Source organism: Actinotignum stranguriae (assembly GCF_051265215.1).
In the GTDB taxonomy this organism is placed as follows: domain Bacteria; phylum Actinomycetota; class Actinomycetes; order Actinomycetales; family Actinomycetaceae; genus Actinotignum; species Actinotignum schaalii_C.
This window is the reverse complement of record NZ_JBOZCJ010000029.1, coordinates 1-21,665: the sequence shown is the minus strand read 5'-3', so window position 1 is coordinate 21,665 and position 21,665 is coordinate 1. Positions and strand designations below refer to the sequence as shown.

Annotated in this window: 20 protein-coding genes; 6 read left to right on the top strand and 14 right to left on the bottom strand. The window is 55.9% G+C overall.

All coding sequences use genetic code 11. From position 1 onward, the window contains the following. Positions 1–7: 7 nt before the first annotated feature. Complete coding sequence (locus ACRQEG_RS08760; RefSeq protein WP_435733855.1) at positions 8–766, bottom strand: TrmH family RNA methyltransferase; 759 nt, start codon at positions 764–766, stop codon at positions 8–10. A 226-nt stretch (positions 767–992) separates the two neighbouring features. Between ACRQEG_RS08760 and ACRQEG_RS08755 the strand changes: the two genes are divergently transcribed. Next, positions 993–1,928 carry a hypothetical protein gene (locus ACRQEG_RS08755; protein ID WP_320757800.1) on the top strand — a complete coding sequence of 312 codons (936 nt, stop codon included), beginning with the start codon at positions 993–995 and terminating at the stop codon, positions 1,926–1,928. A gap of 64 nt (positions 1,929–1,992) precedes the next feature. Here ACRQEG_RS08755 and ACRQEG_RS08750 read toward each other — a convergent pair whose 3' ends face one another. Beyond that, positions 1,993–2,760: an SDR family NAD(P)-dependent oxidoreductase gene (locus ACRQEG_RS08750; protein ID WP_320757799.1), complete on the bottom strand. Its 768-nt coding sequence runs from the start codon at positions 2,758–2,760 to the stop codon at positions 1,993–1,995. Between the two features lie 41 nt (positions 2,761–2,801). On the opposite strand from ACRQEG_RS08750, the gene ACRQEG_RS08745 reads away from it, so the two are divergent. Then, entirely contained in the window at positions 2,802–3,632 is an 831-nt protein-coding gene (locus ACRQEG_RS08745; protein WP_320757798.1) for an exodeoxyribonuclease III, read from the top strand. Between the two features lie 51 nt (positions 3,633–3,683). Here ACRQEG_RS08745 and ACRQEG_RS08740 read toward each other — a convergent pair whose 3' ends face one another. Next, positions 3,684–5,135 (bottom strand): MFS transporter, encoded by a 1,452-nt coding sequence (locus tag ACRQEG_RS08740; protein ID WP_435714784.1) that lies wholly within the window; start codon positions 5,133–5,135, stop codon positions 3,684–3,686. Between the two features lie 406 nt (positions 5,136–5,541). On the opposite strand from ACRQEG_RS08740, the gene ACRQEG_RS08735 reads away from it, so the two are divergent. Further along, the gene (locus ACRQEG_RS08735) at positions 5,542–5,772 is read left to right on the top strand and encodes a hypothetical protein (RefSeq protein WP_435714783.1); all 231 of its coding nucleotides are present in this window, start codon (positions 5,542–5,544) and stop codon (positions 5,770–5,772) included. After that, the gene (locus tag ACRQEG_RS08730) at positions 5,750–6,391 is read left to right on the top strand and encodes a hypothetical protein (RefSeq protein WP_320757795.1); all 642 of its coding nucleotides are present in this window, start codon (positions 5,750–5,752) and stop codon (positions 6,389–6,391) included. The genes ACRQEG_RS08735 and ACRQEG_RS08730 overlap by 23 nt, the downstream gene beginning before the upstream one ends. A 151-nt stretch (positions 6,392–6,542) precedes the next feature. On the opposite strand, the gene ACRQEG_RS08725 is transcribed toward ACRQEG_RS08730, so the two are convergent. From ACRQEG_RS08725 to ACRQEG_RS08710, 4 genes are all read right to left on the bottom strand, one after another. Next, a complete protein-coding gene (locus ACRQEG_RS08725) occupies positions 6,543–7,316 on the bottom strand; it encodes an HAD-IIA family hydrolase (protein ID WP_026429073.1) in 774 nt (257 codons plus the stop codon). Between the two features lie 107 nt (positions 7,317–7,423). After that, complete coding sequence (locus ACRQEG_RS08720) at positions 7,424–8,146, bottom strand: helix-turn-helix transcriptional regulator (RefSeq protein WP_320757794.1); 723 nt, start codon at positions 8,144–8,146, stop codon at positions 7,424–7,426. 121 nt (positions 8,147–8,267) lie between these two features. Beyond that, entirely contained in the window at positions 8,268–9,614 is a 1,347-nt protein-coding gene (gene dsdA, locus ACRQEG_RS08715; RefSeq protein WP_320757793.1) for a D-serine ammonia-lyase, read from the bottom strand. Between the two features lie 93 nt (positions 9,615–9,707). Next, complete coding sequence (locus ACRQEG_RS08710; protein WP_320757792.1) at positions 9,708–11,141, bottom strand: GntT/GntP/DsdX family permease; 1,434 nt, start codon at positions 11,139–11,141, stop codon at positions 9,708–9,710. A gap of 146 nt (positions 11,142–11,287) precedes the next feature. On the opposite strand from ACRQEG_RS08710, the gene ACRQEG_RS08705 reads away from it, so the two are divergent. Continuing rightward, entirely contained in the window at positions 11,288–12,097 is an 810-nt protein-coding gene (locus ACRQEG_RS08705; protein WP_320753023.1) for a serine hydrolase domain-containing protein, read from the top strand. 70 nt (positions 12,098–12,167) lie between these two features. Here ACRQEG_RS08705 and ACRQEG_RS08700 read toward each other — a convergent pair whose 3' ends face one another. The 7 genes from ACRQEG_RS08700 to ACRQEG_RS08670 form a co-directional block, all read right to left on the bottom strand. Continuing rightward, on the bottom strand, positions 12,168–13,247 hold the full coding sequence (locus ACRQEG_RS08700; RefSeq protein ID WP_320753024.1) for a 2,3-butanediol dehydrogenase: 1,080 nt from the start codon (positions 13,245–13,247) through the stop codon (positions 12,168–12,170). Positions 13,248–13,457: 210 nt separating this feature from the next. After that, complete coding sequence (locus ACRQEG_RS08695) at positions 13,458–14,018, bottom strand: SIS domain-containing protein (protein WP_320753025.1); 561 nt, start codon at positions 14,016–14,018, stop codon at positions 13,458–13,460. Between the two features lie 22 nt (positions 14,019–14,040). Further along, positions 14,041–15,036, bottom strand: a complete 996-nt coding sequence (locus ACRQEG_RS08690) for an ABC transporter permease (RefSeq protein ID WP_320753026.1) — start codon at positions 15,034–15,036, stop codon at positions 14,041–14,043. 12 nt (positions 15,037–15,048) lie between these two features. Beyond that, positions 15,049–16,059: an ABC transporter permease gene (locus ACRQEG_RS08685; RefSeq protein ID WP_320753027.1), complete on the bottom strand. Its 1,011-nt coding sequence runs from the start codon at positions 16,057–16,059 to the stop codon at positions 15,049–15,051. After that, a complete protein-coding gene (locus ACRQEG_RS08680) occupies positions 16,059–17,561 on the bottom strand; it encodes a sugar ABC transporter ATP-binding protein (protein ID WP_435716052.1) in 1,503 nt (500 codons plus the stop codon). The genes ACRQEG_RS08685 and ACRQEG_RS08680 overlap by 1 nt, the downstream gene beginning before the upstream one ends. Before the next feature lie 11 nt (positions 17,562–17,572). Further along, the gene (locus ACRQEG_RS08675) at positions 17,573–18,601 is read right to left on the bottom strand and encodes an autoinducer 2 ABC transporter substrate-binding protein (RefSeq protein ID WP_320753029.1); all 1,029 of its coding nucleotides are present in this window, start codon (positions 18,599–18,601) and stop codon (positions 17,573–17,575) included. Positions 18,602–18,646: 45 nt separating this feature from the next. Next, positions 18,647–20,080: a xylulokinase gene (locus ACRQEG_RS08670; RefSeq protein ID WP_320753031.1), complete on the bottom strand. Its 1,434-nt coding sequence runs from the start codon at positions 20,078–20,080 to the stop codon at positions 18,647–18,649. 115 nt (positions 20,081–20,195) lie between these two features. Here ACRQEG_RS08670 and ACRQEG_RS08665 point away from each other — a divergent pair, with 115 nt between their 5' ends. Beyond that, the gene (locus tag ACRQEG_RS08665) at positions 20,196–21,506 is read left to right on the top strand and encodes an ROK family transcriptional regulator (protein ID WP_320753030.1); all 1,311 of its coding nucleotides are present in this window, start codon (positions 20,196–20,198) and stop codon (positions 21,504–21,506) included. The last annotated feature ends 159 nt before the right edge of the window (positions 21,507–21,665 follow it).

Here is a 21,665-nt window from a genome sequence, read left to right as displayed (position 1 = left end):
AGTAAAACTAGTGCGAGCGCGGGGCAGCCTGACGGTGGGCGTGCTGGGCTACCCACCAGTGCATAGCGATGGCCGCGGCCGCAGCAACATTGAGGGAACGGGTGGAGCCATCCTGGGTGATTTCCACCGCGCCGTCGCAGCGCTCAAGTAAATCGGGGGAAATACCGGCGGATTCCTGCCCGAAAACCAGAAGGCAGTTTTTCGGGAGCTCGGATTGTTCCAGGGGAACGGCCCCCTCCTGATTATCGATAGCGATGAGTTGGTACTCGTGTTCGCGAGCCCATTCTTCCAGCTCAGCCGGGGTGGGATGGTAGTACATCGTGAGGTAGCGGTCGGTAACAAGTGCCCCGCGTTTATTCCACTTATGCCGCCCTACAATATGTACACCACCAAAATTAAAGGCGTTGGCACTGCGCACAATCGACCCAATATTAAGATCGTGCTGGAGATTTTCAATGGCAATATGGGCACTGACCGCGCGACTCGCCATATCCGCTTTGATTGCTTCCACGCTCCAATAGCGATATTTATCGACGACGTTACGGTGGTCCCCTTCCGTCAAAAGCTGCGGGTCCAACCGGGGATCCGCCGGCCAAGGCAGCGGGTGCGGGCCCACACCGACCGTGCGTTTCTCACCGTAAGGTGAGCCGCCCGGTTCAGGAATGCGGTGTGCGGGCAGCTCAACACCCTCGCCCGCGCCTGCGAGTTCGCCCGCGCCTGCGGCAGGCGCGGCATCCACGGCAGACGCAACTTCACCCGCGGGCATGCTCAGAGAATCACGAAAATCAGAAGACTGGGAAGAATCTGTCACTCCCCTAGTCTAGCGGCGCTCCCACTCCGTCCACGGGGAAGCGCCATATTTACCTGCCGGCCACCGGAGCCGCGTGTTTCGCTGGCGCCGTCGGCCTTGTACAGTAGTGGTATATGCAAGCGCAATAAACGATTCGCCACCCCGAGCCCGGGTGCGGGAAACCCTAAGAAGTGGAGCAGCGATGACGAAGATGTGGAAACCTCTCGCGGTGGTGGCCGCCGGTGCCCTGATCCTGAGCGGGTGCGCGAATAATGCGCTGGTCTCCCCGGAAGGCGGGCACGGTCCGTCCATAAGCGAAGGGCGCGGTCGGGGTGGATCGGGCGGCGCACCCATTTTCGACGAAAGTATTTCGAAAACCGGGCAATTTACGCCTGTGGCCGATAACGCGCAGGCCCGTGAGATTATTAAGCGCGCCATCGCCAAGCAGGATGAGATTATTGCGAAAAGCTCGCAGGATTTCTTCGGTACCTCCCTCGGCCTGGATATGTCCATGGAGATTTCCGCGGATGTGCCCGGGGATGGGCCTGGGGTGGCCACCATCGATATTGATATCGATGTAGATTCGAACACCCGCCTCATGGCCATGGAGATGGATATTGACGCCTCCGGGATTCCCGGGGCGGAAACGGAAGGTATGCCCAGCAAGATCTCCACCGCACTGTGGATCGGGGAAGGATCGAAGCCGGATACCGTTACGGTATATACCAATATGGCCGGTTTCTGGAGCAAAACCGAAGAAAGCCTGGCCGATATTGTGGATTCTGGAGATGCGCCCACCTCGCCCGGCTCCTACCGCGGGGAAGATATTTTCCCGAATATCGAGGAGACCCAGGTCTTTGAGGATGCGGAGAACTACCTGATCGTGGGCCCGCTCTCCGATACGATGGCGCAGGAAATGCAGGGTGCCTCGCCCGGTTTGGATCTGAGCGACTCCGCTAATCTCCAAGTGCGTATCGATAAGAAAACGTACGAGGTGCGGGGCATGGCCATCGTGGCGCCGGCCTACTTCCAGGGCCTGCCCACGGAAACGCGGGTGCGCTGGGATTACCGTCAAGCCAAGCCGCTCCAGCTACCCGATGAAGCCCGCAAGGCTCCCGCTGGCGGCGGTAGCTTCTAACTCTGGGCGTGCCCGGCAGCTTTTCTCAAGCAGCCGGGCCGCTTGTTTTTTCGCCGAGCCGCTTTTAGCTGCGCCCGGACAGCCCCGGCCCGGCGAATTTCCGCACCAGCGCGCGCGGGGCGAAACGCAGCGCCGCGGCAGCCGTTTTGTAGAGCACGGTGGGCGTGACGAGTACCCGCCCGCGCCGGCAGGCCTCCAACGCGGCATTCACCACAGCTTCGGGCTGGGCGAAAAGAATCCCGGCCCACTGGCTGGCATCCACCGCGGCCCGCTCGTGAAATTCGGTGCGGATAAGCCCCGGGGTCACGCAGGTGACCGCCACCCCGTGCGGCCCCAGTTCCGCGGCCAGCCCCTCGGAAAAAGAACGCACCCAGGCTTTATGCGCCGAATATGTTCCCTGCGCGGTGCCGGCTGTCATCGAAGAGACGTTAATAATTCCCCCGTAGCCGCGCCGCGAGAATTCCCGCGCCGCCGCGTGAGAGGTAATGAGAACAGCGCGAACCATGACGTCGAGCGCTTCTTCTTCCCGTTGCAATTCCCCGGAGGAGAATTCCTGCCCCAGCCCGAAACCCGCGTTATTGACCAGCAAACCGATGGGCTGCTTGCGCTGCGCTACCCGGCGCGCAACCATACGGGCGTCGTCGTGCCGCGAAAGATCCGCGGTAAGCACCTCCACCTGCACCCCGGCGACCTGCCGCAGATCATGCGCGAGTGCTTCCAAACGCGCTCGGTTGCGTGCCACGAGCACGAGATCATTTCCTTCGGCCGCGAGCTGCCACGCAAATTCCAGACCGAGGCCGGCGCTGGCACCGGTAATAAGAGCACTTCCCATAACCGCTATGGTAACGTGCCCGCGCTCTCTACACTGGTGTTATGCGTATTGCCACCTGGAATATTAATTCTGTGCGCGCCCGCGCCGAACGCGCCCGCGCCGTCCTGGAACGCTGGGACCTGGACGCCCTCCTCCTGCAAGAAACGAAATGCACGCCCGCCCAGTTCCCGCGCGAAATTTTTGAAGACGCCGGATACGAAGTCGCCTGCGCCGGCCTCAACCAGTGGAACGGCGTTGCGATTCTTTCCCGCGTGGGGATCGAAAACGTGCAGGTTGGCTTCCCCGGGCAGCCGGGTTTTTCAAAGGTCGACGACGACGGCGCCCTCCTCAGCGCGCCTACCGTGGAGGCACGCGCCCTGGGAGCGCGCCTGGGTTCCGGGCCGGACGCGGTCAATGTGTGGAGCCTGTATATCCCCAATGGGCGGGCCTACGGGGATCCGCATTTCCACTACAAGCTGGAATTCCTCGGCGCCTTGCGGGCCGCGGTGAGCGCGCGGCTGAGCGAGGAACCTGACTGTCCGCTGCTGCTGGCGGGGGACTGGAATGTGGCTCCGCGCGATACTGACGTCTGGGATATTGATTATTTCCGCAATGACGTAGGAGTGTACGTCACCGCGGAGGAACGCGGAGCGTTGGCCGCACTGCTGGAGGCCGGGGTGGAGGATATTACCCGCGCGGCCGAGGGAGCGGATTACACCTTCTGGGACTACCAGCGGCTGCGCTTCCCGAAAAATCACGGGATGCGTATCGACTTCGGTTTCGCCTCCCCGGCTCTGGCCACCCGCCATACCCGCTCCATCATTGACCGGGACGAGCGGAAGGGCAAAGGAGCTTCCGACCACGTCCCGGTCATTATGGAGTTTGCAGCTTAGGCGGCGGGGCGGTCGCGGGCGCCCGCCTGGCTTGGGCACGCGCCCACTTCGCTACGCGGCGCGGCTGAGCTGAGCCCGGCACCGGCGGGTACGCAGGTGCAGGATCCGCGCGCAGCCCAACCCCGTAGCCGAGGCAATGATGGCATAGAGGAAGGCGCGGGTGTAATCGCCGTCGTACATAGCACCGATCTGTGCACCGAGCCGCGGGGCGAAAATAGCGGCCACCGAAAAACCGGTGAAAGCAAGCGCATAGTTAATGCCTTGCCAGCGTGGCCCGAAGCGATCCATGACGCAGGCGGGCATGATCGCAATGGTGCCGCCGTAGCTCAGGCCGAGCGCGAGGAGGCCTCCGGCCAAGAAGATGCCGCCGGCCAGGGTGCCGATCGGGTTGCCGGCTAGGCCGCCGGTACCGGTCGTTGCATCGAGTGCGCCCGCTCCCCCGACGAGGCCGCGCCTGCCCACGATGAGGAGGAGCAGGCCGAAGGCGTCGCAGCAGAAGGTGACTTCGAGAGTGCGGGCGTGACCGAGGTGGTCGGCGAGCCAGCCAAAGCAGAAGCGCCCCGCGGTGCCCGCGCAGGCGTAGAGGGAGACGAAAAGCGCGGCGCTGGCCGCGGAGAAGTGGAACATTTTCATCGCGATGGGCGCTGCGTTAGAGACAATCATGAGGCCGGAGAAGGCCCCGGCGATGAAAATGGCGAAAATCAGCCAGAAATCAGGGGAGGCGAGCATCTGGCCAGTAGTGAGAGACGGGCGGGTGCTGCGTATGGATGCTGGTGCTGGTGCGGTATGCGCAGCTGGTGCGGTATGCGCAGCTGGTGCGGTATACGCAGCTGGTGCGGTATACGCAGCTGGTGCGGTATACGCAGCCGATGCTGCGGCAGGCGCGGGTGCCGGTTCCACGGCGGGTGCTGTAGCGATGACAGGGGTAGCAGGGGCGACTACGCCTTCCACCGGGGCAGCGCGGTAATTGAAAGCCACGATGAGCGCGATCACCCCGTAAAGGCCGGCGAAAACCAGCAAGGTGGTGCGTAGACTGCTGGAGTCGAGGAGTCGCTGGGCCAAGGGTGCCATGACGATGCCAGAAGCTCCGTTCACGCAGGAGATAATGCCGGAGATGAGCCCACGCCGGCCCGGGAAGAAACGCAGGGTATTGGACAGCGCCGAGGTGAGGACCAGCCCCATGCCGATACCGCCAATGAACCCGTAGCCGAGCACGAACTGGAGCGGGGAGCTCGCGCAGGCCGCGCTGGCCCAGCCGATGGCCGCGCACAGCGCGCCGATGGTTGCCGTCCATACCGCGCGACCGCGGTCAATGTAATACCCGCCCAGGAGCATCGGCAGCGGGGCGAGGGCATTGGTGAGAGTATAGGCACCCATCGCCGCGCTCAGCCCGTAGAGCTGGGTGGCCGGGAGTTGGAAAATTGAGAAAACGTATGAACACCCGGTAATGAAGGTGAGCAGGCAGGCACAGACGAGCACCCGCCAAGGATGAACCTGACGCATGATTTCTCCGTCGTTACACGAAACCGCCAGTCGCGGCGCGGCCAGCGGGTAACACGGCGGGGTACGAGCCTGTGCGCCCTGGTGCAGCACGAAGCCGCATACTGGGCACAGGAACGGAACCGAACACAGACACCGGCACCCCCACCCACGTTACCTACGGTAGCGTAACTTAGGGGTGGGGTGCCGACCGCGCTATCTCATTATTCGATCACAGGCACCCGTGCACGAGGTTGCGCTTGAGAGGTTGCGGTTGAGAGTCAGCAGCGGACTCGAAATTATCCACAGAGTCACGAAACGCCGCCCTTATCTACAGCCTGCGGATAGGTCTTTGCTGCGCTTTAACACCGTGCGAGAATGGCGGAAAAAGGCGGCAGCCACCCGAAACTCACAATTGAAAGGGTAAGTCATGAGTTTTGTTAGAGGACGTAAGTTGTTCCCAGATCTTACGTTTAACTCTCTTGAAGACGTTCTCAAGCGCAAGGAAGAAATCTTGCAGGAGGTCAGAATGACCCGCGAGGAATTCGACCTACGCGCCGATAACTACCAGCTCGGACCGGACGAGTCTGACGCTTATTTCGAGATGATTGGTCTGGATCGCTTCGAGGAGTATTTCCGTGGTGAACGCACAATTGGATGAGCGTGCCGATGAATTTGCGGCGCACCTGCAGCGGATTGGGGAGCTGTTTGATCCCAGATTTTCACTGTCGAGGCAGACGGCTCCGAAGGGAGATCTTCCCGCAGTAAGACTATTTGGCGATATTCACGTTAATAGTTTCCTTATCGTCCGTTTCGACTATATGGTTTTCGTTGATCAGGAAACCGGTTTACTCACTGTCGATAATTCGATGTTCTCGGTACTCCCGGGGGCAAAAAACAGCGAGCCCTTGGTGCACTGGGATTATATGCGCTCGTCAGACTCAAATATTCCCAGCGCACATATCCATGTGCATGCCCACTGTGACGAATGGACATCAGCTATACTCCCGAGCGATGAGCATTCTCCCCGCTCGCACGGGCGTCCCAAGAACGAAACGCGCGCTCCCCGGATTGCTGATATCTGCCTCCCAGCAGGTCGGGGCTGGTTCCGGATCTGCCTAGAACAAGTTCTCCTCTTCGTTATTGACGAGATCGGGGCGGCATGCACACCTGAGGTACGCGAAGCACTCGATCACGGCATCGAAAAATGGGAGGAGGTCCAACTGGAAGCCATGGTGCGTGCTAACCCCGCCATCGTACTCGAAGCCCTCGAAGCGTGAGCCGTGAGCGACGGTTGTCAAGCGCAAGTTCACTCTGTACGACTAGCGCAACCGAGAAGAATCGGATGGCTAAGGTGCGGAAACCTGCCACCCGCACGGCAATGGCACATAGAATACTTCACTCTGCCATCGTTGCCCGCACAAGAAACAGTTAGAGCAGCTCCGCCACTTCCGCGATGGAGGGATGCACATAATCCGGGCGGTAGGGGAAGTTCACGATTTCTTCTTGCGCGGTAGACCCGGAAAGCACCAGGTGGGTTTGCAGCCCCGCTTCCATACCCGCGAGGATATCGGTATCCATCCGATCCCCCACCAGCGCGGTTTCTTCCGAATGCGCATCAATAAGATTGAGTCCCTTGCGCAACATCACCGGATTCGGCTTACCTACGTAATAGGGCTGGCGGCCGGTAGCTGCGGTAATCATCGCAGCCACGGCCCCGGTTGCCGGAATCGGCCCCAAATCGGATGGGCCCGTCACATCCGGGTTGGTGGCAATGAACCGGGCACCCTTGTTGATGAGGCGAATCGCGGTGGTGAGCGCTTCAATGGAATAGGTGCGGGTTTCCCCGAGAACCACCACTTCCGGATTGACATTTGTCATCACGAAACCGACGTTATACATCGACGTAGTGAGCCCAGCTTCACCCACCACGTAAGCGCGCTTATTCTCCACCTGGTCCGCGAGGAAATTCGCGGTGGCAGCTGCCGAAGTCCAAATATGGTCTTCTGGAACGATCAGTCCGGCCGCCTCTAGCCGCGCGGAAAGATCACGCCGGGTAAAAATCGAATTATTGGTAAGAACGAGATAGGGGTACTCTTTTTCGTTGAGTTTATTGAGAAAATCCGCAGCACCCGGAAGCGCCTTTTCTTCGTGGATGAGCACACCATCCATATCGGTGAGCCAGTTCTTAATCACTCGTGTCATACCGCCATGATATCTAGTTTCGCAGGTCCCGGAACGTGCCGAGGGTCCAGGCCGGCGGTCTGGCTGGTCCGGGTCGCACATACCAGGCGCTGCGTCACACCGTCTGCTTAGGCCCGCGCTTGGCGCAGATACCGGTAGACAGTCGGCTCGGAAAGATTCATCGCGAGCGCTAGGTCGGTCACGGCCCCGCGCAGCTGGAAAAATCCATCCTCGTCCAGCGAACGCACCACTTCCAGGCGCTCGGCTTGGGTGAGGTGATCCACGGAGACGTGATAACGCGAGAGCACCGATTCCATGGCAGCCGTTTTCATATCGGCAACCGAGGAAGCCAAAATTTCCGGCTTTTCCGCCGATGCCTCCTTGCGGCGCTCAGGATTGGGGAAATACAGGGAGGCGATTTTTTTGACAGTTTCGTCCAATTGCCGCAGCACCGTTTGGTCAGAATTAAGACAGAGCATCCCAATGATGCGGCCCCGTCGTCGTATAAAAAAGGTGGAGGAACGCAAGGTGCGTGCGCGACCCGGCGTAATCGCCTCGTAACCGGTAAGGTAATCGGCCGTTGTTCCTTCGCCGGCACGCAACACCCGCAACATAAGGTCGGTGGCCGGGGAACCTACGGTGCGCTGAGTGACATGCGAGTTGGCGATGGCGATAACCGAATGGTCCAGGTCGCTCACGTCGTGGAGCACCACCTCGGTGCTCTCCCCCAGTGCCACCCCGAGAAATTCGACGAGCGGTTTGAACGAGGCCACGTATTCGCTATCTTCCCGGGATATCGCTTCTCCGGATATTACCTCGCGGGGTATCGCTTCACTTTCCGCTGCCTCCATGGCTCCGGCTCCTTCCTCCGTACGGCCCCGTTGCTGTATCTTCTGACAAAATATCTTAAATGCCAGGCATAATGCGGGGGTGCGCACTACACTGAGTGGCACCCCCGACTTTCCATCCCGCTTACAGGGTTTCTTCACCCTTGGCGATGTAGGAATCCATCTCCTTGTCCGGAACCATATTGCCGCCGGTAATCCAGGTTAGATGCGTGGCACCCGCGAGCTTCTCCGGGGTAAGACCCGCCCGCTCCAGGTACTCGCTGGCGGCGAGCACGTGGAAGGGGCCCTCGAAGGAGGTCGAGGAAGAAGGCTCAATGCGCAGGTCTTCAGTCTGGGCCAGGAGCGCCACGTTTTCGTACATGGTCTGGTCCTCAACGGTGTAGTAGCCATCGATGAGGTACTGCATGCGCGAACCCACGAAAGCCGAAGGGCGCCCGCAGGCCAAGCCGTCAGCGGCAGTGAGGTTATCGATGCCGAAATCCTGCACGGCGATCTCGTCGTGCTTGCCGGTCATAACTCCGAGGAACATCGAGGGCGAGTGGGTGGGCTCGGCGAAGATGCAATGGACATTGTCACCGAAAACCGTTTTGAGGCCGAAAGCAACGCCGCCCGGGCCGCCACCCACCCCGCAGGGTAGGTAGGCGATGAGCGGATGATCGGCATCCACCGTGATATCCAGGGATTGGAACTGGCCTTGCAGGCGGCGTGCGGCCACCGCGTAACCGAGGAAGAGCGAGGGGGAATTCTCATCGTCCACGAAGTAGGCGGTGGGATCTGATTCGGCTTCCTTGCGGCCCTGGGCCACCGCAACCGAATAATCCGATTCGTATTCCACCACGTTCACGCCGTGGGAGCGGAGCTTATCCTTCTTCCACTGGCGGGCATCGGCGGACATATGCACAGAGGCCTGGAAACCTAGCTGGGCAGACATAATCCCGATGGACAATCCCAGGTTGCCGGTGGAACCCACCGCCACCTTGTACTGGGAGAAGAACTTCCGAGCTTCTTCGGTATCCAGCTTGCGGTAGTCATCTTCGAGGGTGATGAGGCCGGCTTCCAGGGCGAGTTCTTCAGCGTGCTTAAGCACTTCGTAAACACCGCCGCGAGCCTTGATCGATCCGGAAATGGGCAGGTGGGAATCAAGTTTCGCCCACAGCTGGCCCGGGATCTCCACGCCCTTACGTTCGGCGAGCTTGGCCTGCATGGTAGGAACCGCAACCAGCGGGGATTCCAGGATGCCGGCCGTGGGGCGGGCGGCAGGGAAAACCTGCTTGAGGTAAGGTGCCCAGCGCTTGAGGCGCGCTGCGGCGTCGTCCACGTCAGCCACCGTCAGGCCGACCCTTGCCAGCCCTTCCGCGGCCGGGAGCACCTCCGGATTGAACCAGTCAGCGACCTTGAGATCCACGAGGTCCTGAATGAGCGGGTAGTCCTCCACCCACTGCTCGAGAGTTTTTCCAGCGATAGTTGTCATGACTGAGTCCTTTCTCAGATTAATTAGTAGATAAGTACGAGGCGCCACTTCTACGCCATCTCAGCGCAACGTCAGCGCCACTCCCCGCGGCCTTTAGATGACGAGATGAAGCAGCATGGTCATGCACAGGGCCACCACCGAGGCGATCGTGGTGCCCACGGTGAGAGTCTTGAGAGCATCCCCCACCGAAATACCCATGTATTCCTTGTACAGCCAGAAGAGCGAATCAGTTACGTGAGTCAGACCAATAGCGCCGGCACCCACGGCAATAGCCATCAGAGCGGGGCTGAGATCCGGGGACGCTTGGAGCATCGGCAGCACAATACCGGCCGCCGAAATCATGGCGACGGTGGCACTACCTACCGCGAAGTGCAGCACAATAGCGATGAGCCAGGCGAGGATAAGCGGACTGACCGGCAAACTCCCCATAGCGCCCGCGATAGCCTTATCCATTCCCGAGGCCATAAGCACCGCGTTGAAGGCACCGCCCGCGCCGATAATGAGGAGCACCCCGCCGATAGGAGCGAAGGAGGAATCGGTTACCGACGACAGATCTGAAAGCGATTTGCCCCGCGAAATCCCCAGCGAGAAGTAGGCGAAAATCACCGAAATAAGAAGCGCCAGAATCGGGTTACCCACGAGGTCCACGAATTGACGCAGGCCGTTTTCTTCGGGCAGGGTCTGATCCGCAACGGTGCGGCACACCATAATAATGAGGGGGAGCAGAATCGTGAGCAGGGTAATGCCGAAACCGGGCAGGGAACGGTTCGCGTCGTCGTCCTTGAGAACGTTGCCGCCCGCGGCAGGCGCGTCACCATGGGTTCCCTTTGATTCGGGACCGGGTTTTCCTTCGGCGACGACGCCGCTTATCTGGCCGGCGCCCGCGGTGACATGCGCACGTTCAAGCTGGCGCAGCCCAATTCCGGTGTAGAGCGGGCCGCCAATGAGGGCGGCCGGAATCCCTACGATGAGGCCAAGCATAATTACCATGCCGATATCCGCACCGAGGGTACCCGCAATAGCGGTAGCTGCCGGGTGCGGAGGCAGGATGCAGTGAACCACCATGAGGGAGATGGCCAGTGGTACTCCCACCCGGATCTTCGAGCAGCCCACTTCCCTGGCCACCACGAAAACGAGGGGCACCAGGAGCACGAAGCCAACTTCCACAAAGACCGGGATACCGGCGATCAAGCCGAGGAATGACATGACAATCGGGGCGCGTTTCTCACCGAAAACTCGAAGCATGCCTTTGGCCAGGCGTTCAGCCCCGCCGGATACTTCCAGCATTTTTCCGAGAATTGCGCCGAAGCCAATAATAAGAACGAGGAATCCGAGCGTTCCACCAACGCCCTTTTCGAGTACATCGCCCACTTCCGCGGGCTTCACGCCCGTGACCAGCGCGACGGTAATCGCCGCGATGGTCAGGGCGATCGAGCCGTGTAATTTCAAGCCGACGATGAGCACAACGACAAGCACAATCGCGGCGATGAGGACTGCGATCAGCCCTCCGGTTCCTAGGGTCATCATAACCTCCCGTGTAGCGCCACATCAGTGTGGCCTGTTCCCAGCCTACACACACGAAGATACTTTTGTCATCATGATAAGTTTATTATCACGCTGTGGCGCAGCTTGCACCAAGCCGAAGTTTTCTGTGGTCATGGCACACTTGAAGCATGCCTGTGGATAACCGCCTCGTTTCGGATTCTTTTTCTTTCCCGCACGCACTCGGAGTTGTCGACGCTGCCGGGCGCTGTACCTTTTCTTATGGGAATGCTCGGGAGATATATCCGTATATGTCGGTGACGAAGCTACTGGTGGCCTGGGCGACCCTTATTGCGGTGGAACGCGGCCTGGCGGATTTTGACGATCCGGCGGGCCCTCCCGGTTCCACGGTTGTTCACCTCCTCGCGCATGCCTCCGGCTTGCCGGAGGAGGAAGGTCCGGTGCGGGTCAGCGTGGAGGAGAAACGCGTCTATTCGAATTATGGGTTTGAAGTGCTCGGTGATTATCTGGAACACCGCACCGGGATGTCGATTCAGAATTGGGTGCGCCGTGTTGTTATTGAGCCGCTGCGTTTGAGTTCGGTCGCGGTGGAAGCAAGCCCCGCTTATTCCGCGGTGGGGAATTTGCGCGATTTGGCGCGTTTTTCCGGGGAGTTACTGCGGCCGCGTCTTATTTCCCCGGAGTTGGCACGCTACGCCCGCGTCGTGCATTTTGATGGTCTACCCGGCTTGCTGCCCGGTTACGGGTGGCAGCGCAATAATTGCTGGGGTCTGGGCATGGAGATTCGCGGGAACAAGGATCCGCACTGGACGGGGCCGTCTTTTTCGCCGCGCACGTTTGGCCATTTCGGGCAATCAGGTTCTTTTTTGTGGGTGGATCCGGATCTCGGCAAAGCCGGGGTATTTCTGGGTGCTCAAGCTTTCGGCCGCGAACACCGGAAGTTCTGGCCTGCACTAACTGAGGAGATGCGAGGTCTGTAAAACAGCGCCCGCGGCAGGTGCTCCTACCCCGGGCGCTGTTTCTTATCGAGCGTGCTCGAAACCTACGGTTTTATTCTTCGCCTTCGCCGTTCGGGGAGACGAGGATCTTGACCGCGGTTTCGTTGCGGTTGATGAGGGTATCGAAGCCCTTGTCGACGAGGTCTTCCAGGTTGATCTTGCCGGTGATGAACGGCGAGACGTCAATCTTACCCGAGGCAACCAGCTCGATTGTTTCCGGATGGGTGTTCACGTAGGCGATGACGCCGCGAACATCGAGTTCCTTCATGACCACGGAATGCATATCAATATTCGGCTGGTGGCCCCAGATGGACATATTGACGAGCACCCCACGCGGCCCGAGCGCCGCGATGAGCTGGTTGAGTACAACGTCCACCGAGGTGCATTCGAATGCAACATTGGCGCCCACGCCATCGGTGAGCTTCTTGGTTTCTTCCACGATATCTACTTCGCGGGGATCCCAAGCGTAGTCCACCACGCCGGCATCCACAGCGCGCTGGCGGCGCAGTTCCGAGAGTTCCGATACCGCTACCGTGAGGCCCTTGGCCTTGAGGACCGCGCAGCAGAGCACGCCGATGGGACCGGCCCCGCCCACGAGGGCGAAATCGCCTTCCTTGACATCACCGCGGTCCACGCCGTGCACGGCAACGGAAAGCGGCTCGATGAGTGCGGCTTGGTCGAGCGGAATGTTATCCGGGATTTTGTGGACCCAGCGCCGCTTGACGACGATATTTTCGGCAAGCCCACCACCACGGCCGCCCAGGCCGATGAAATTCATATCGGGGGACAGATGGTAGGTAGTCGATTCCGGGCCGGTGTTCACGCTGTCGCGGATGATATACGGTTCGACGACAACGTGGTCGCCGGCCGCGAGGTCGGTTACGCCTTCGCCTACTTCAGCTACAACGCCAGACATCTCGTGTCCGAGAGTCACCGGAACTTCCTCACCGGAAATTGGATGCGGATGGCCTTTCGCGGGGCAGAAGATCGGACCGTCGAGATATTCGTGAAGATCAGTACCGCAGATACCGCACCAGGCAACCTTGACCCGCACAGTGCCGGGTTCTAGGGGCTGCTCTTCGATATCTTCGATACGAATGTCGTGATTACCGTAGTAACGCGCTGCTTTCATATCTCCTCCATTGGATAGACCGTGCGCGGTTGCGCGTCTTTTAGTTTACTCTACGACGACGCATTTTTGAGGTCTAGGCCACTTTTTACGCTTGACGCTGGATTGGAGACACGCCCTTGCTTTCAGGGCTGGAGGGCATGCAGACCAAATGCACCTACAACAAAGAAGACCAGCCCCAACCATTTGTTCAACGTGACGAAATCGTCCTCGTTATTCATAGTTTCGATGGCGCGAGGCCATCTCTTCGTAGCTCACTCCTAACTCATCATGTAACTGCTGCACCATGGAGTCAAACAAAACCCATAGAGCAGTTTCAAACAGAGTCCCCATCGGCTGGTGCGAATGCACCGACTTTCCTTGGGCAAGATACGTTGCAGCGGGCAAAAATACCGTTTGATCCGCAATTTTAGAAGCGTCCGTCACCTCGGCAGTTCCACTCAGGCAGATTGTTGTAGCCCCGGAACCCGCCGCCAATCGTAATACCTCTAATAAATGGGAGATTTGGCCAGACCCATTGACCATAACGACGAGATCTCCCGGCCCCAGGTTCGGAGCCGAGTCGTCCCATACCCAATTGCAATTCAGACCGAGATGCATAAGACGCATTCCAAAAGACCGAATTGCAAGCCCTTCCCGACCAACACCTGCAACAATTACCCTATTGGCGACTTTCAACGCAGCCAGAACCGAGGGGACCTGACTCCAATCAAACTCTTCAAAAACATGGCCGAGCTCAGCTAACGTGGTCTCAGCACTCCGTGCCGCTTTCATCAATGCCCCTAACTCTTACTCGTCATTTTCGAACTGGACTTTTTGACTTACGAATACTTTTCCGCCTCGCTGATAGCGCGCGTTCAACACACACAACGAAAATCAGCGTGCCACCCCAGACCAAATTCTTCGCAAATGGACTGAAGTTCATAATTGTAAAACCGGATTGAAGAACCTGAAGGATCATCACACCAACAAGTAGATTCGAAATCTTTCCCCTGCCGCCAAAGGGATGGAAACCAGCAAGTACCACAACAAGCAACGCTTGCAAAAGATACGTTTCACCAAAGCCAACTCGCGCTGAATTCACTCGAGCAACCATGATAATCCCGGCGAAGGCGGCCATCAATCCAGATATCACATAGGCGCCGACAACGGTGTTCCCCACCCTTTGACCACTAAAAAGCGCAGCGGTTGGGCTAGTCCCGTAATAGTAGATACGTTGCCCGCGCGAAGTTTTTGACAAATAGAAAGCACAGATTAGATACCCTATACAGCCCAAGAGAAAAATAAACGGAACCCCGAGGAGTGTGAAAGTTCCCAGCTCACTAAAACTCGCTACTTTCACTCCAACCGACGCACCATTCGTGATGCCTGATGCGACACCCAAGAAAAGTAACTGACTTCCCAGAGTTGCCACAATGGGATTGACCCCAAACTGAGAGATAATCCTACCGTTGATAAATCCAAGAAGACTGCCGGCAGCAATCGCACACACAACCGCTATAACGATCAGACCGAGTGAGTTCCCTTCCACAGAGCCACTTAAAATGAATGCAACTATCACGGCACAGAGATTCATATTTGCCACAATTGACAAATCAATGCCACCAGTCAGCATCACTATCGCCATTCCCAACGCCAGAAACATGAACTCGGCGATTTGGAAACCCATGGATTGCAAAGTAAAACCGTTGAATAGCTGGTTACCTAGCAGTACGGCAAAAAGCGCCAAAATAAAGCCAGCGAAAGCGAATAAAACTTGGCTACCTAGATCTAAATTCCTAAACTTCTTCATTAGACTTACCCCTTAGCTGAAATCTAGGACACGCAGCTTAGAACGTTTCTCATTGAAATAGATAAAGCAAACAGCGATTAGCATAATTACGCCAATGAAGAGGTTGTTCCATGCCGATGGAATTCCCAAAAATACAAGAGTCCCACTCAGAAGTTGTATCAACATTACCCCTAAGAAAGTGCCAAGAAGGGAACCAGCACCACCGGTAGCCCGCGTTCCGCCGATTACCACTGCAGCGATCACCAACAATTCCGTCCCCATGAGTGAAGTCGGGTCAACAAATCGAAGATTAGCAAACGACACAATCGACATTGAAGCGGCCAGCACTCCCATGAAAGGATAAAGGAATAACCGGATCGACAGCGGTGATATACCAGCCCTACGCACACACTCTTCCGAATTCCCCAGCGCATATACACTTAATCCAAGCGTCGTTTTGCTCAAAACTAGCCATCCAGCGACAAACGCTGCCAACGGAACTAAGACCACTCCAGGAATCCCAACCGACTGGCCATTCACTTCAGTCGACCAAATATTCCATGTACCAAAACCAATTAAAGATGTCGGTAATTCGCTCAACGTAACCGGTTTCGTTCCGATTATTGTAGTTGCCGCACCATAGAATACCGACGATGTACCCAATGTAATAATGAAAGTCGGCAACTTCGTCCAATGAACTAAAATAGCGTTCACCAGCTCCAAGAGCACTGCAACAACAAATGCCACAAGGAAAATAAACAAAAGTGAATCAAGCGCAAGAGCAACACTGAGCCGAACGGCACAGTAACCTGACGTGATAGCTACGGCAGGGAATGAGACATCAATTCCCCCAGCTAACATGATCAGCGTCACACCGACCGCAACAGTAGCCATGGGCGAGCCATTTCGTAGAATATCACCCACTGTTGATAGCGAGAAGAACGTAGGGTTGATCATTGAAACTACGAACGAATACCCGACGATTATGACAATCAGGGCTACTTCCATCCGTCGTTGTTTCAAAACATTGGTTAAATTGGTCATCAGTTCTCCTCATCGGTATTTAGATGAGCGCCCCTATAAATTGAGGAAAAACCGGGCTTTAAGGAATCATCAAACAACTCAGCCGTAATCCGCCCTTCTTGCATAACATATATTCTGTTACACACAGCCAAGAGCTCCTCTTCTTCATCCGAGATAACAAGAATGCCAACACCTTGTGTGGAAAGTTCCCTGATCAATTCGTAGATTTGGCTCTTGGCTCCAACATCTACTCCTACAGTAGGAGAATCGAGGATCAGCACTTTCGGATTCGAAACAGCTGTTTTTCCAAGGACAATTTTCTGTTGATTACCGCCGCTCAAAGCCGAAACTGGTAGATCGGCATTTCGCGTATTCACCTTGAAGCTCTCAAGCATCCGTCCTGTCACTTCGTTAATTCTTCGACCGTCCAGAACGTCAGCTTTTGTCGTCATCACCGGAAGGACATTCGCCACCATGTTCTTCGATAACGACATTGGATTAAAGAGACCTTGCACCTGTCTATCTTCAGGCACCAGCGCTATTCCTTTTGCAATCGCATCTGAGGGATTCTTCAGGGCTACTTGTTCACCATCAAGAAAAACCTTCCCAGCAGAGATCGGGTTTAGACCAAATGCAGCCAAAGCAAGTTCGGTTCGTCCCGAACCTAACAAGCCGCCAAGCCCTACAACTTCTCCCTTGTGAACACTGAGAGTTGCTCCATTCACCCGGAAAGCCTGAACATTCTCGAACGACAACACCTCCGAGCCTGGTTCGCTGCGACCCGGGTGTCCGAACTCCACGTCGCGCCCTGTCATAAGTGCAGAAAGCGACTTGGGCGTCATATCTTTTGCTGGATACGTACCGACCTTCTTCCCACTCCGGAATACAGTAATGCGATCTGAAACCTGCATAACTTCATCAAGTTTGTGTGAAATGAAGATAGTCGCAACACCTTGAGCCTTTAGATGAAGAATGGTATCAAGCAAATGGCCGACTTCAACTGAAGTTAGTGCAGTTGTCGGTTCATCCATGAATATAATTGTTGCTTTGAGCGCCAACGCTCTGGCGATCGCTACCTGTTGTCGCTTCGCCATGGAGAGTTTTTCGACTGGCGTTCGGAGATCTATATCAGCACCAATTTGAGCAAGCGAGTCACTGGCAATTTTTTCAAGTCGCTCGGCTCTGATCATTTTTACCTTATGGTGCGCAAGTGAAGGTAGGGCAATGTTGTCCGAAACACTCATTGTCGGAAATAGGGACAAATCCTGGTAGATTACACCAACTCCTGCGCCCGTTGCCTGCCGGGCAGAAAGATTCGGCATAGCCTCACCCATGATGCTAATTTCGCCGCTATCAGAGGCCAAAGCGCCAGACATTATTTTTACCATGGTTGACTTGCCACTGCCATTCTCCCCGGCAAAGCAATGCACCTCGCCGGGAAGAATGTCCAGTGACACATCGTCAAGCGCGGTTACCCCACCAAAACTCTTGGTTATATGATTGGCACTCAACGCTACATCCACAACAACTCCAATCAGAACGGGTATTTCCCGTCGGAGAAGTCACCCTTTTTAAGGATAAGTGGAGCTTCTCCGTACACCATCTGTCCATCAACTGAAACAGATTCATAACCAGGACTTTTCAGTGTGGAACCAGTCTTAATCTCTTGCCCTTCAAGTTTTTGCAAAGCCAACTCGCAGGCAGCATATCCAGCATCAGCAGGACGCCACGTTTGCGCATAATAGACCCAACCACTCTCGATATAGGGCATCGTTACCGAGGGAATGCCCAGAGTCGAAACGGCAACATTCTTATTATTTCGCTCTTGCAGCACCGCAGCCATATTCGCTCCCGCAGATACCGAAGTACCGATGAAACCCTTCAAATCGGGATAAGTATTCAGAATTTCAGTAGCTACAGCCCGAGCTTTCGCATCGTCGTTGTTATCCTCATACGGCTGTGCTGAAACCAATTCTATTTCTGGATAATTCTTTTCCAGATATTTCACGGCTGCGTTATACCACGCCATGTGTGTTTCCATTGTGTGGGAGCCGACAACGGCAGCAAGCTGACCTTTCCCTCCCATACCTTGTGCTACATTTTCAGCAAAAGCCTCACCGAAGGTCTTATTGTCGAACGCCTCAATGTCATAATCGACATTCTCGGCAATATTTGATGCTTCATGAGAAATTACGACAATGCCCTTCTCGCGGGCTTGTTTGATCACAGGCTGAAGTGCTTGCGGATCATTAGGAACTACCACAATCGCATCAACATCTTGGCTAAGGAGGTCTGAGATCATCTGTGCCTGTTTTGCCGGATCGCCACTATCAGGGGCGATCTGACGAGCAGATACCTTGCCTTCATGATCTTTACCGAACTTCTCTACACCACTCCGCATGTCGTCAAACCAAGGAATGCCCTCTTGCTTGGCGACTAAAACGATGTTTTTCACATCATCGTTCCCGGAGTTTTTTCCACCGCCAACAATACCGCCACCACACGCTGTCAGCGACAACGAAACGAGGGTAGCGCAGGCCGCAGCCCAAAACTTTTTCCCCATGATTATCTCCTTTGATTTTTGTGGCATAACCTGCCAACTAGTTAGTTACTGACTCTCTATATAATTTCCGCACGCATCCATATACCGCTGGACGATAAAAGGTTCATGCCTGGAATCAAATTCCGAAGACATTCGAGGCGTCCACTCAGGTGGTGTTTCCCCGCCATGCAAAACCCACGCAGCCTGACGCGCCGCTCCGTCAGCTACATATTCACCAAACTCAGGAACTGTAACCGGCATACCTAGTACCGAAGGCGCTATACGTTTCACGGCGTTGATACGTGCCCCACCACCGATAAGGTTTATACGATCTACAGGGACTCCGAGTTGTCTCATAGCTTCAATGCCCACATTTACGCTGCATAGAACCCCTTCGATAGACGCTCTCGCAATGTTCTGCGGCGTCAAGTTCTTTCCGGTTATTCCTAGCATCGAGCCTGTGGCGGAAGGAAGATTCGGAGTTCGTTCACCATCGAAATAAGGTACAAGCACCAGCCCCTCGGCACCCGGAGGCGCTGATAGCGCCAACCTGCTAAGTCCCTCGTGATCAACTCCAAGCATAAGACCTACAGCATCGAGAACTCTGGATGCATTAAGGGTGCAGGCGAGCGGAAGATAGTCTCCTCTAGCATCAGCAAATCCCGTAACCATACCGGACGGATCCTGCGTCGGAGAGGTCGACACTAATGAAACCACCCCAGAGGTCCCGAGCGACAAACTAAGCTCCCCCGGCCGAAGGTTAAGCCCCAATGCCGCACCGGCGTTATCTCCCGCACCAGGACCAATGAGAAGCCCATCTCCGATCGGCGCATTGCTCGCGGCTTCGTTAGGACGGAGGACCTTAGGGAGGGTAACTCTGTCAAGCGATGATCCACCAGCCATTTTGAGTAAATCTCGCTGGTACTGATTTGATACCGGATCAAAATAACCCGTTCCAGAAGCCTCGGACCGATCTGTTTTAAGATCTTCAATATTGGTAGAGCCACTAACTTTCCAGCTCAACCAATCGTGTGGTAATGCGATTGCTGCTACCTCTCCGAGATGCTGCGGTTCAGCCTTAGCTAACCAGCGGAGTTTACTGATAGTGAGCGAAGCTACCGGAACCGAACCGATGCGCCCAGCCCACCTTTCCGCGCCCATTTCGCGGTTACCCTCACCCATTTCGACAATCAGGTCTTGGGCGTCCTCAGCGGATCTAACATCATTCCATAGAAGCGCTTTGCGAACTACGGAGCCGTCCGAGTCAATACATACCAATCCATGCTGCTGACCCGCAATCGAAAGTGCGGAAATATCCTCCAACCCACCAGCTTGCTTCGCAGCCTCGTGAAAAGCTTCAAACCAAACCATCGGATCAATCTCCGTACCAGACTTATGACGCGCAATTCCAGATCTAACTAACGCGCCCGTATCAGCATCTCTGATCATGATTTTGCATGACTGTGTAGACGAATCAACCCCTGCTACTAGTCGCCTCATTGCGATCACTCACCCCCTTTGGTGTTTTAAACAACATATTCCCGTTTGCGCTTCCTGTCAAGCTTGCAATAGCCACGCATGTCAATTAGATTCGTGCTAGATCTTTCGGAGGCTTATGGCTGAAAACAGTACTCACTCGCCGCGAACCAAACCGGCCAGCAACACCACGCACAGAAAAAGTGGTGTTAGCCCGGAATCCATGCGGAACTTCAACCTCCGATTATTGGCGGACGCCATTGTACTCGCACCCGAGCCGCCATCACGCGCTGAACTCGCACGGACAACCCACCTGAATAAATCCACCGTCGCCAGACTTGTCGACTATCTAATTAAGGTCGGGTTAGTGGTAGAAGACAACCAAGTCTCGGTTGGAACGGGAAGACCTGTCACACCTTTAAGACCCGCGCCTCACACACATGTCGCTATTGGCGCAGAAATAGGAGTCGAAGGCATCGAAGCATGCGTTCTCGACCTCACCGGAGACGTCATTGCAGAAGAATATATAGGGCCAGTTTTCGATCTCTCGAACCCAAATAGAGTGATTTCGGAGCTAGCAGCCACCCTGGAATCGTTGACCAACAAGATCAATGCGTCTAAGTTAGCACTTATTGGAATAGCATGCGGAGTACCCGGAATCATTACGAAAGGTACTGGAATTGCCAATGCAGTGCCAAGCTTAGGCTGGAGCAACGTCGATATCCGAACGAGCCTAACCAACCAATCACCAGTTTTACCAGTAACTACTTTTGACAATTCCGTCTCGTACGCCGCTATCGCCGAAAACGTGTGCCGTACGAAGCTAAACGACGAGACAAAAAACTACGTCTACGTTGCAGGAACCTCTGGCCTTGGTGCCGCACTTATCGAGAAGGCATCATTGCACCGTGGCGTGAATGGCTGGAGCGGCGAAATCGGACACACACCTGCTGAAATAGATGGGCCACAGTGTCCTTGCGGCCTACAAGGATGCTTAGAGCTTTTCGCTGGACCGAGTACGATACTGCGCGCAGCGGGCTTACCTACCGACGCGACTATCGGCCACCTTCTGTCCTCCTTGTCAAAAGGTGAAAGGATCTCCACAAGGGCCATTGGAAACGCTAGCACCTACCTGAGCAGGGCCCTTGCTACGTACATCAGCATCGTCGACGTACAAGACGTGATACTCGGTGGGTTCTACGCCCAGCTCTATGACCACTTTTCTCAACGTGTAGAAAAGCAACTAAACTCATCGGTCCTCACGAGCCAATGGAAGCCGATACGGGTGAACAAGGCCCTTGTCGAAACACATGCGACATCAATTGGTGCTGCTTGGCAATGCTTATCTTCATTTATCCAACAACCTGAGAACTGGCAGGCACCTTCTACCGAATCGCTCGAATACGTCTCAATCCGCAACACGAACGAAATTTTCGTGGACATTGAATAGGTTTATTATTATATGCGTCTTGCCTCGCAGCTTAAATGTGTGTGGGGTGCCGCCCCTAACCAGGCAACACCCCACACACACTAAAAAACATGGCGGCAGCAACCTACTCTCCCACACCCCACCGAGTGCAGTACCATCAGCGCAAACAACCTTAGCTAC

What these genes read in the sequence shown, in the direction of transcription:
- ACRQEG_RS08760 (WP_435733855.1), bottom strand. Translation starts at nt 766, where the DNA reads ATGCCCGCGGGTGAAGTTGCGTCTGCCGTGGATGCCGCGCCTGCCGCA.
- ACRQEG_RS08755 (WP_320757800.1), top strand. Translation starts at nt 993, where the DNA reads ATGACGAAGATGTGGAAACCTCTCGCGGTGGTGGCCGCCGGTGCCCTG.
- ACRQEG_RS08750 (WP_320757799.1), bottom strand. Translation starts at nt 2,760, where the DNA reads ATGGGAAGTGCTCTTATTACCGGTGCCAGCGCCGGCCTCGGTCTGGAA.
- ACRQEG_RS08745 (WP_320757798.1), top strand. Translation starts at nt 2,802, where the DNA reads ATGCGTATTGCCACCTGGAATATTAATTCTGTGCGCGCCCGCGCCGAA.
- ACRQEG_RS08740 (WP_435714784.1), bottom strand. Translation starts at nt 5,135, where the DNA reads ATGCGTCAGGTTCATCCTTGGCGGGTGCTCGTCTGTGCCTGCCTGCTC.
- ACRQEG_RS08735 (WP_435714783.1), top strand. Translation starts at nt 5,542, where the DNA reads ATGAGTTTTGTTAGAGGACGTAAGTTGTTCCCAGATCTTACGTTTAAC.
- ACRQEG_RS08725 (WP_026429073.1), bottom strand. Translation starts at nt 7,316, where the DNA reads ATGACACGAGTGATTAAGAACTGGCTCACCGATATGGATGGTGTGCTC.
- ACRQEG_RS08720 (WP_320757794.1), bottom strand. Translation starts at nt 8,146, where the DNA reads ATGGAGGCAGCGGAAAGTGAAGCGATACCCCGCGAGGTAATATCCGGA.
- dsdA (WP_320757793.1), bottom strand. Translation starts at nt 9,614, where the DNA reads ATGACAACTATCGCTGGAAAAACTCTCGAGCAGTGGGTGGAGGACTAC.
- ACRQEG_RS08710 (WP_320757792.1), bottom strand. Translation starts at nt 11,141, where the DNA reads ATGATGACCCTAGGAACCGGAGGGCTGATCGCAGTCCTCATCGCCGCG.
- ACRQEG_RS08705 (WP_320753023.1), top strand. Translation starts at nt 11,288, where the DNA reads ATGCCTGTGGATAACCGCCTCGTTTCGGATTCTTTTTCTTTCCCGCAC.
- ACRQEG_RS08700 (WP_320753024.1), bottom strand. Translation starts at nt 13,247, where the DNA reads ATGAAAGCAGCGCGTTACTACGGTAATCACGACATTCGTATCGAAGAT.
- ACRQEG_RS08695 (WP_320753025.1), bottom strand. Translation starts at nt 14,018, where the DNA reads ATGAAAGCGGCACGGAGTGCTGAGACCACGTTAGCTGAGCTCGGCCAT.
- ACRQEG_RS08690 (WP_320753026.1), bottom strand. Translation starts at nt 15,036, where the DNA reads ATGAAGAAGTTTAGGAATTTAGATCTAGGTAGCCAAGTTTTATTCGCT.
- ACRQEG_RS08685 (WP_320753027.1), bottom strand. Translation starts at nt 16,059, where the DNA reads ATGACCAATTTAACCAATGTTTTGAAACAACGACGGATGGAAGTAGCC.
- ACRQEG_RS08675 (WP_320753029.1), bottom strand. Translation starts at nt 18,601, where the DNA reads ATGGGGAAAAAGTTTTGGGCTGCGGCCTGCGCTACCCTCGTTTCGTTG.
- ACRQEG_RS08670 (WP_320753031.1), bottom strand. Translation starts at nt 20,080, where the DNA reads ATGAGGCGACTAGTAGCAGGGGTTGATTCGTCTACACAGTCATGCAAA.
- ACRQEG_RS08665 (WP_320753030.1), top strand. Translation starts at nt 20,196, where the DNA reads ATGGCTGAAAACAGTACTCACTCGCCGCGAACCAAACCGGCCAGCAAC.